General features: G+C 59.6%; 6 protein-coding genes. All 6 read right to left on the bottom strand.

Going from position 1 to position 8,580, the window contains the following annotated elements; translation table 11 throughout:
* Nucleotides 1-341: 341 nt before the first annotated feature.
* Nucleotides 342-1,283, bottom strand: coding sequence for a site-specific tyrosine recombinase XerD (gene xerD, locus DW180_RS09175; RefSeq protein ID WP_195232072.1), 942 nt, complete (start codon nucleotides 1,281-1,283; stop codon nucleotides 342-344).
* A 2-nt stretch (nucleotides 1,284-1,285) separates the two neighbouring features.
* On the bottom strand, nucleotides 1,286-2,947 hold the full coding sequence (locus DW180_RS09170; RefSeq protein ID WP_006234274.1) for a CTP synthase: 1,662 nt from the start codon (nucleotides 2,945-2,947) through the stop codon (nucleotides 1,286-1,288).
* A 178-nt stretch (nucleotides 2,948-3,125) separates the two neighbouring features.
* Nucleotides 3,126-3,464 (bottom strand): hypothetical protein, encoded by a 339-nt coding sequence (locus DW180_RS09165; protein ID WP_040358312.1) that lies wholly within the window; start codon nucleotides 3,462-3,464, stop codon nucleotides 3,126-3,128.
* 256 nt (nucleotides 3,465-3,720) lie between these two features.
* A complete protein-coding gene (locus tag DW180_RS09160; RefSeq protein ID WP_118238445.1) occupies nucleotides 3,721-5,202 on the bottom strand; it encodes a DUF1846 domain-containing protein in 1,482 nt (493 codons plus the stop codon).
* Between the two features lie 605 nt (nucleotides 5,203-5,807).
* Nucleotides 5,808-7,295: a YfcC family protein gene (locus DW180_RS09155; RefSeq protein ID WP_369831528.1), complete on the bottom strand. Its 1,488-nt coding sequence runs from the start codon at nucleotides 7,293-7,295 to the stop codon at nucleotides 5,808-5,810.
* A gap of 138 nt (nucleotides 7,296-7,433) precedes the next feature.
* A complete protein-coding gene (gene argF / locus DW180_RS09150) occupies nucleotides 7,434-8,429 on the bottom strand; it encodes an ornithine carbamoyltransferase (RefSeq protein ID WP_117584234.1) in 996 nt (331 codons plus the stop codon).
* Between the last annotated feature and the right edge of the window lie 151 nt (nucleotides 8,430-8,580).

The raw sequence follows: 8,580 nt of genomic DNA, 5'->3' as shown, positions 1-8,580 counted from the left end.
CCCCTCCCCACCATTCCACCCCCAATATGTTGTAAAACACCCCCGAGCATATGTTCGAAAACACAATATGTTGTGTTTGCAGCAAAGGCGGGATGCCACCTGTAGAACCACGCCCGCGAACCTCAACCTTCAAGTTGACCTTGAGGCGATTTTTACGTCCCTTTACACGCTGTTCACATCGCCCCCAAACTCCCCCACCCACGGTACACACGGCCCACCGCCGCGTCGGTGTCTAGCGAAAAATGGGACGAGCCCCAGATTGCCCATGCGCGCAAAAGTGCGTCTCAGCAATCTGGGGCCCGGCCCCTTTAGTATTTATAAATATGCAGGTCAGCGAGGTGCTAGCGATGTGCTAGCGGATGCGCCGCCAGATAGACCTCGGTCAGTTGCGTTCGGTCGACATGCGTGTAGACCTGCGTGGTCGAAATATCGGCATGGCCCAAAATCTCCTGCAGCACACGCAGGTCGGCACCGCCCGCGAGCATGTGGGTGGCAAAGGAGTGGCGCAAGGTATGGGGATGGAGCCCCACCAGCCCCACCTGACGCCCATACCGCTCGCATATCGCATGCACGGCCTGGCGCGACAGGCGACGTCCGTTCTTATTTAAAAAGACCGCCGAGGTCTCGGTTCCGCGGGCATGGGCCGCCAAGCGAGAACGTCCCTCAGTTACATAGAGCGTCAGAGCTCGCGCCGCGCTTCCCACCAGTGGGGACAGGCGTTCCTTTGAGCCCTTACCGCGAACGAGTACAAAGCCATCGTCAATATGGATATCGCCCACATCGAGCCCAACCAGCTCACTCACACGCAAACCGCATCCGTAGAGCACTTCCAAGATGGCATGGTCGCGCAGTCCCATCTCGCCCTCGGGAAAGTCTTGATCGAGCAGCGCCGAGACATCCTCCACCGATAGATACTCCGGCAAACGCTCAGCCTTTTTAGGCAGGCGCAACGCCGCCGTCGGGTTTTGGGCCACGGCCCCATCGCGCACCAAAAAGGCATGCAGGCCCTTCACGGCAGCAAGCGCGCGCTCCACCGAGGCGTCGGAATAGCCTCCGTCGCGGCGATCGGCGACAAAGCCCTCCACGACCTGACGGGTCACCTCTTCAAAAGACACAATACCCGCCCGCTCCAGATAGGCGCAGTACGTCGTCAGGTCACGACGATAGGCCACAATCGTGTTGCGCGCCAAGCCCCGCTCGACCGCGAGGTAATCAAGATACTCCCCCGCCGCCACGGCGAGCGACGAGGGAGTAGCTTCGGTATGTTCCTTATTCGCCGGCACCCTTAGTCCGTAGCGAGGTTCATGGGCGTCACCTGCAGACGGTCGACACCCTCGTGCTGGCCGATCGAGGCACGCACGAACTCTCGGAACAGCGGCTGCGGGTTGGTCGGGCGGCTCTTGAACTCGGGGTGAGCCTGGGTTGCCACATACCACGGATGCACGTCGCGCGGCAGCTCGACCATCTCGACCAGGCGCTCGTCGGGCGACAGACCCGAGATAACCAAACCGGCGTCCTCGAGCTGGTCGCGGAAGGCGTTGTTGAACTCAAAGCGGTGACGGTGACGCTCGTAGACGAGTTCCTCGCCATATGCCTCGCGAGCAAGAGTATCGGCGGCGAGCTTGCACGGATAGGCGCCCAGGCGCATGGTGCCGCCCTTCTCGGTCACGTCCTCCTGCGAGCTCATCAGATCGATGACGCTATACGGACCGTCCGGATCAAACTCGGAGGAGCTGGCACCGGCAAGGCCAACGACATTGCGGGCGAACTCGCACACGGCGACCTGCATACCCAGGCAAATGCCCAGATACGGAATCTTGTGCTCACGGGCAAACTCGGCCGCGAGGATCTTGCCCTCCAGGGCGCGCTTGCCAAAGCCGCCGGGAACCAGGATGCCCGAGGCGTCGCCCAGAACCTCGGAGACATTCTGCTCGTCGAGGCTCTCGCCGTCGACCAGCTGGACGTCCACATGGCGATCGTAGAAGACGCCCGCATGGTGCAGGGCCTCGATAACCGACAGGTACGCATCGGGCAGCTGCGTGTACTTACCCACGACGGCGATCTTCACCTTGTCGGCGTGATGGTTGGCGTGATTCTGTTTGCGCAGGAACTCGTTCCACTCGCTCATGTCGCGCTCACGCGGATCCAGACCAAGGCGCTCGCAAATGCGCAGGTCAAAGTCCTGCTCGGCAAGCAGCTGCGGAACATCGTAAATGCTCGCGCAGTCCTCGTTGGTAAAGACGCAATCGGTGTCGACGTCGCAGAAGCTTGCGATCTTTCCGCGGATAGCGTCATCGATATGGTGGTCGGAGCGCAGCACGATGATATCGGGCTGGATGCCAAAGCTGCGGAGCTCCTTGACGGAATGCTGCGTGGGCTTGGTCTTGACCTCGTGGGCGGCGGCGATATAGGGAACGAGCGACACGTGGATGTAGCAGACGTTCTCGGGGCCGGCCTCCTTGCGGTACTGACGGATGGCCTCGACAAACGGTTGGGACTCGATGTCGCCGATCGTGCCGCCCAGCTCGGTGATGACTACATCGGAGCCGGTCTGCTCCTCGATGCGGCGAAACTTGTCCTTAATGGCATTGGTGACGTGGGGAATCACCTGCACGGTACCGCCCAAAAAGTCGCCGCGACGTTCACGGGCGATTAGGCTTTTGTAGATGGCACCGGTCGTAAAGTTGGAATCGCGGGTCAGGTTCTCATCAATAAAGCGCTCGTAATGACCCAGGTCCAGGTCGGACTCGTAACCATCCTCGGTTACAAAGACCTCACCATGCTGGAACGGGCTCATGGTACCGGGGTCGACGTTCAGATACGGGTCGGCCTTCTGCATCGTTACTTTGTAGCCACGCGACTTGAGCAGACGGCCCAGCGAGGCCGCGGTGATACCCTTGCCCAGGGACGAAACCACGCCACCGGTTACGAACACATGCTTGGTCATATTGAGTTACCTGCGCTTCCCGTAGAAGTTGTTTATCCACATCTTACGGGTCTTCATTGTAATACTCGCGCCGCGGACCGTCCGCAATTTTTCTCGCGTGCGATTGCATTTCTCAATCTTGAAACAAAACGCCGCCCGGTTTCCCAGGCGGCGTCGCTATGGCAAGGGTTACATGCTGCTATCGATCAGCAACCTCGTCCTCAAGCATTTCTTGAACGAGCATGCCGGTACGGACGCCCTCAAGATACCACTCACCACGTTCGGTGAGGCAAATGCCATTTGCAAGCTGACCGCCGTCGTCGCTATAACGCGAGACGACATCAATCATACCTTCGGAATCCAAGCGATCGATTGCGGCGCGGGCACGATACGGCGAAACCCCCACGCGCTCGGCAAGCGTTTTGCGCGAGAAACCATACGGCCCGCCATTGTCTTCGGTTTGCTGGTCGATCTCCATCAACACCAGCACCTCGACACGCTTCATATCGTTGACACTCGCACGACCCTTGCCCGCCATAGCAGCCTCCTCAAACCGAGCACGAGCATCTAACGCGCCGTGCGCGACCGACACACCTCACGATGGCAGGTAATATCCATCATGCGGCATCCCGCTAAGGATGAAACAGTTACGGTTATTGTATACCGCTCAAATTGTTTCTAGGCAGGTAAACAGCTATTTTTCGCCGAAATAGACGCTTTATTGATCAAAAAGCCGTACCGGGCGCTAACCCGATACGGCCAAAATGCAATGCAATTACCGCGGTGCTTCAAACTTAGCGATGGAAGAAACCGCGGCGCTCAAACTTGGGCTCGCAGCACACGTTGATGCCCAACTTGCGCAGTACCGTCTCGTCCGTCGGCGAGATAATCACGCTAAAGAAGGCATCGCAACCGCGCAGCTGCTCCAGGCCCGAAAGGACGCGAGCGGCCGTCTCACTCGTGGCCGAGGTGATCGACAGCGCCATAAGCGTCTCGTCGGTGTGGAGGCGCGGGTTTTTGCTGCCCAGGAAATGCGTCTTGAGCTTGCTGATGGGCTCGATCGCCTCATCGCTAATGACCTCGAGCTCAAGGTCGACGCCCGAGACATGCTTGAGGGCGTTCATAATGAGCGAACTTGCGGCGCCCAGGCGCGTGGAGGTCTTACCGGTCACCACGGAGCCATCGGGCATGACCATGGCACCCACGGGACCACCCGTCAGCTGCTCCCTGGTGAGGGCCGCCGAGCGCGCCGGTGAGTAGTTCTTATCGATGCCGGCTTTCTTCATAATAATCTTGAGACGGTCGACTTGCTCATCGCCCACGCCGGTACGGCGCACATTTTCGACCGCGGTAAAGTAGCGGCGAACGATCTCCATCTTGGAAGCGTCGCGGCAGGCATCGTCATCGGTGATGGCAAAGCCGACCATATTGACGCCCATGTCCGTGGGGCTCTGGTAGGGGCTCTTGCCCAGGATCTTTTCCATCAGGGCACGGACCACCGGGAAGGCCTCGACGTCGCGGTTGTAGTTGACCGTGGTCTTGCTGTAGGCCTCAAGGTGGAACGAATCGATGATGTTGGCGTCATCGAGGTCAGCCGTGGCGGCCTCGTAGGCAATATTGACCGGATGCGTCAGAGGAAGATTCCAGACCGGGAAGGTCTCGAATTTGGCATAGCCGGCGGCGGTACCGTGCTTATGCTCGTGATACAGCTGCGAGAGGCAAGTGGCGAGCTTGCCCGAGCCAGGGCCGGGCGCCGTCACGACGACGAGCGGACGGGTGGTCTCGACAAACTCGTTCTTGCCATAGCCGTCGTCGGACACGATCAGGTCGACGTCGTGCGGATAGCCCTCGATGGGATAGTGGAGCTTGGCGGGAATGCCGAGCGCGTTCAGGCGATTGCGGAACACATCGGCGGCGGGCTGGCCGGCGTACTGGGTGATGACCACCGCCGCGACAGCGAAACCGTTGCCGCGGAACAAGTCGACCAGGCGCAAAACGTCCTCGTCATAGGTAATACCAAGGTCACCACGAGCCTTGTTTTTCTCGATGTGGTTCGCGTTGATCGCGATGATAACCTCGACATCGTCGGCGATGCTCTTGAGCATGCGGAACTTGCTGTCCGGTTCAAAACCCGGTAGCACGCGGCTCGCATGATAGTCATCGAACAGCTTACCGCCAAACTCCAAATAGAGCTTGCCACCAAACTGCGAGATGCGCTCCTTAATGTGAGCAGCCTGCAGCTCGATATACTTCGCGTTGTCGAAACCCTGGCGCATGTATGGCTCCCGTCCCGTTTCGTAAATTAAGTTCCTACGCGATTATAACGGAGCCCGCCCTCCCCGATAACCAGACCATCAACAGGCACCAACCAAACACGCCATCGATAAGTTGCGGTGAAATAGCTCCTGTTTAACCCCTCAAGACGGCCAAACGGGAACTATTCCACCGCAACTTCCCCTTTTGGCGCAAATTAACCTGACCCCTTTGCACCAACAGCAGAAACGTCGCGGGCAGAGAACGGACAGCGAACAGGCGCCAGAGCGAGCAAGCCGCCCCCTGCGCCAACAATGGCAGCGCCGCAGGTTGAGCATAAGTCAGCGAAAGCCCACCAGGGCGAGCAAGGTGACGTGAAAGAGGAGGGCATAGGCCTTTTGGCCATGCCCGACGATTGAACGTCAGATTGCCGCTCTGGCGGGCTTGCAGCGTCGAGTGGTTCCGGCGTTTGGTAAAACGCCGGAACACAAGAGCGCCCCCTCCCGCGCACGGAACGGGAGGGGGCCAAAGGTAGGAGTCTACCGGTGGGGTTACCCCACCGGACAGACGATGACCAGGTGATCCGTTATAGGATCGTCATGGTTTCCGTGGGGTACCCAAGGGGTACTTAGAGCATCACGCAAGCAACGGTCAGGATGATGGCGCAGACGACGGAGAGAGCGACGATGAGCTTAAGAGCAAACTTGAGCCAGGTCGTCCACTCGATCTTGGCCAGGGCAAGACCGCCCATGATGGCGCCGGAGGTCGGGGTGAACAGGTTCACGACGCCGATGGCGGCGGAGAAGATCATGACCATGACCTCGGGCGAGAAGCCGAGCTTAACAGCCAGCGGTCCCATGATGGGCATGGAGACAGTAGCCATACCGGAGGTCGAGGGGATCAGGAAGGACAGGCCGAAGTAGACCAGGAAGCTCATGGGAGCGAAGATCACGCCGGACAGGCCAGCCAGAGCATTGGCGGCAGCGTCGAGGACGTAGACGTCGAGGCCGGTGCTAGCCATGAGGACGGAGATACCACGGGCGAGGGCGATGACGAGGACAACGGACATCATGTCGGCAGCGCCGGTGATGAAGGTGTTGACGATCTGCTTCTCGGACAGGCCGCCGATAATACCGATCAGGACAGCCATGAGGAAGAACCAGGTGGAAGCCTCGTCGAAGTACCACTGACCAATGGGCAGGCCGGTGATCAGGGCAGACCAGCCCTGAACGATGGCGTTACCGTCGGCGTCATAGACAGCGCCAGCATCGAAGAAGTTGGCGACGCCCTCGTTGAGGTCGGCCAGCGGGATGAAGCCGACGATCATGACGACGAAGGTGAAGGCAAAGGCGATCAGAACACCCTTCTGACGACCGGTGAGCTTGACCTCCTTGTTAACCTCGGAAGCAGCCTTGCCGTGAGCCTCTTCGGCGTCCTTGAGCTCCTGCATCGAAAGGATGGTGGAACCCTTGTCAGCCTTGACCTTCTTGGCATAGCTCATGACGAAGAAGATGGACATGGCGGTGGTAACAATCCACAGGACGGCACCGAGGCCGATGATGATGGACTGGTTGACCTCAATGCCAACGCCGGTCAGAGCGTCGACGGCAGCGCCGACGGCAAACGGGTTAACCGTGGAGCCGAGGCAGCCGCAGCCAGCGCCGAGCAGGACGGTTGCAGCGCCGACCATGGGGTCGAAGCCAGCAGCCATCATGGTAGCGGCGAGCAGGGCGTAGAAGGGAACGGTCTCCTCGCACATACCATAGGTGGTACCACCGAGGGAGAAGATGAGCATCAGCACGGGAATGAGCATGATCTCATTGCCCTTAAGCTTCTGCACCAGAACGGCAATGCCGTTGTCCAGGGCGCCGGTCTCGGTCATCATGCCGAGGAAGCCGCCGAGGATCATAACGAAGAGGCAGACGGGCAGAGCGTCAGCGAAGCCCTTGACCGGGGCGGTGCAGAAATCGCTCAAGCGGGCAGCGGTAACCTCGCCACCGGACGTACCGGAGACGATAACGGTAACAACCGCGACGATTGCCAGCAGAGCAAGAAGAATGGTGAACGATGAAGGCATACCGCGCTTTTTCTTAGCGGTCTCAGTCATAGTTCTCATCCCCCCTTCATAAATCATTTACTGATCTCGCCCGAAGCGGCTCTTCCGTGCCGTGCATGTCGCTCAGTGCGAGATTTTTACCAGACAAAAGCGCTCGGGGTGCGCAGCAATGCACCCCGAGCGAGATGCTAGAAGCTCTTACTTGAGCGTAGCGTACATGACAGCCTTGATGGTGTGCATGCGGTTCTCGGCCTCGTCGAAGACCTTGGAAGCGGGGCTCTCGAAGACCTCGTCGGTGACCTCCTGCTCGGTGATGCCGAACTGCTCGCACTTCTCTGCGCCAATCGTGGTGTTGGTGTCGTGGAAGCTGGGCAGGCAGTGCAGGAAGATGGCACCCGGGTTGGCCATAGCCATGACCTCGGAGGTAACACGATACGGGGTGAGCTGAGCGATGCGCTCGGCCCAGACCTCGTCGGGCTCGCCCATGGAGACCCAAACGTCGGTGTAGAGAACGTCGGCACCGGTGACGCCGTCCTTGACGTCGGTGGTCAGCTTGATGGTGCAGCCGTTGGCCTCGGCGATGGGCTTGCAGGCCTCGATGACGTCATCGGCGGGCATGCACTCCTCGGGGCCGCAGGCCACGAAGTTCATGCCGAGCTTGGAGCAGACAACCATGAGGGAGCGAGCGACGTTGTTCTTGCAGTCGCCCATGAAGACGAGGGTCTTGCCCTTGATGTCGTAGTTGAAGTTCTCCTGGACGGTCAGGATGTCGGCGAGCATCTGGGTGGGGTGCCACTCAGTGGTCAGGCCGTTCCACACGGGCACGCCGGACTTAGCGGCGAGCTCCTCGACGTCGTCCTGGGCAAAGCCGCGGAACTCGATGCCGTCATACATGCGGCCGAGAACGCGGGCGGTGTCCTCGATGGACTCCTTCTTGCCCATCTGGGACGAACCGGGATCGAGGTAGGTAACGCCCATGCCCAGGTCCATGCCGCCGACCTCGAAGGCGCAGCGGGTACGAGTGGAGGTCTTCTGGAAGAGCAGGACGATGTTCTTGCCCTCGAGATAGCGGTGCGGAACGCCAGCACGCTTCATGTCCTTGAAGTTCTTGGAGAGCTTGAGCAGGTACTCAATCTCCTCGGTGGTGAGGTCGAGGAGCTTGAGGAAGCTACGGCCGGAGAGGTTAACACCCATGGTTCGTTTCCTTTCGAAGAAATGAATTACGTAAGTATTAGTGTTGCCCGTTTGACGGGCGAAACCGGTGCGGTTGTAGGGAAACCGCACCGGAAACTGAAAGACTTAGAGGTCCTCGCGCCAGAAGGGCATGCTCATGCAGCGCGGGCCG

This window comes from Collinsella sp. AM16-21 (assembly GCF_003471905.1).
Classification (GTDB): Bacteria; Actinomycetota; Coriobacteriia; order Coriobacteriales; family Coriobacteriaceae; genus Collinsella.
Note: the sequence above shows the minus strand (reverse complement) of the source record. Positions and strands in the feature narration are given on the sequence as shown.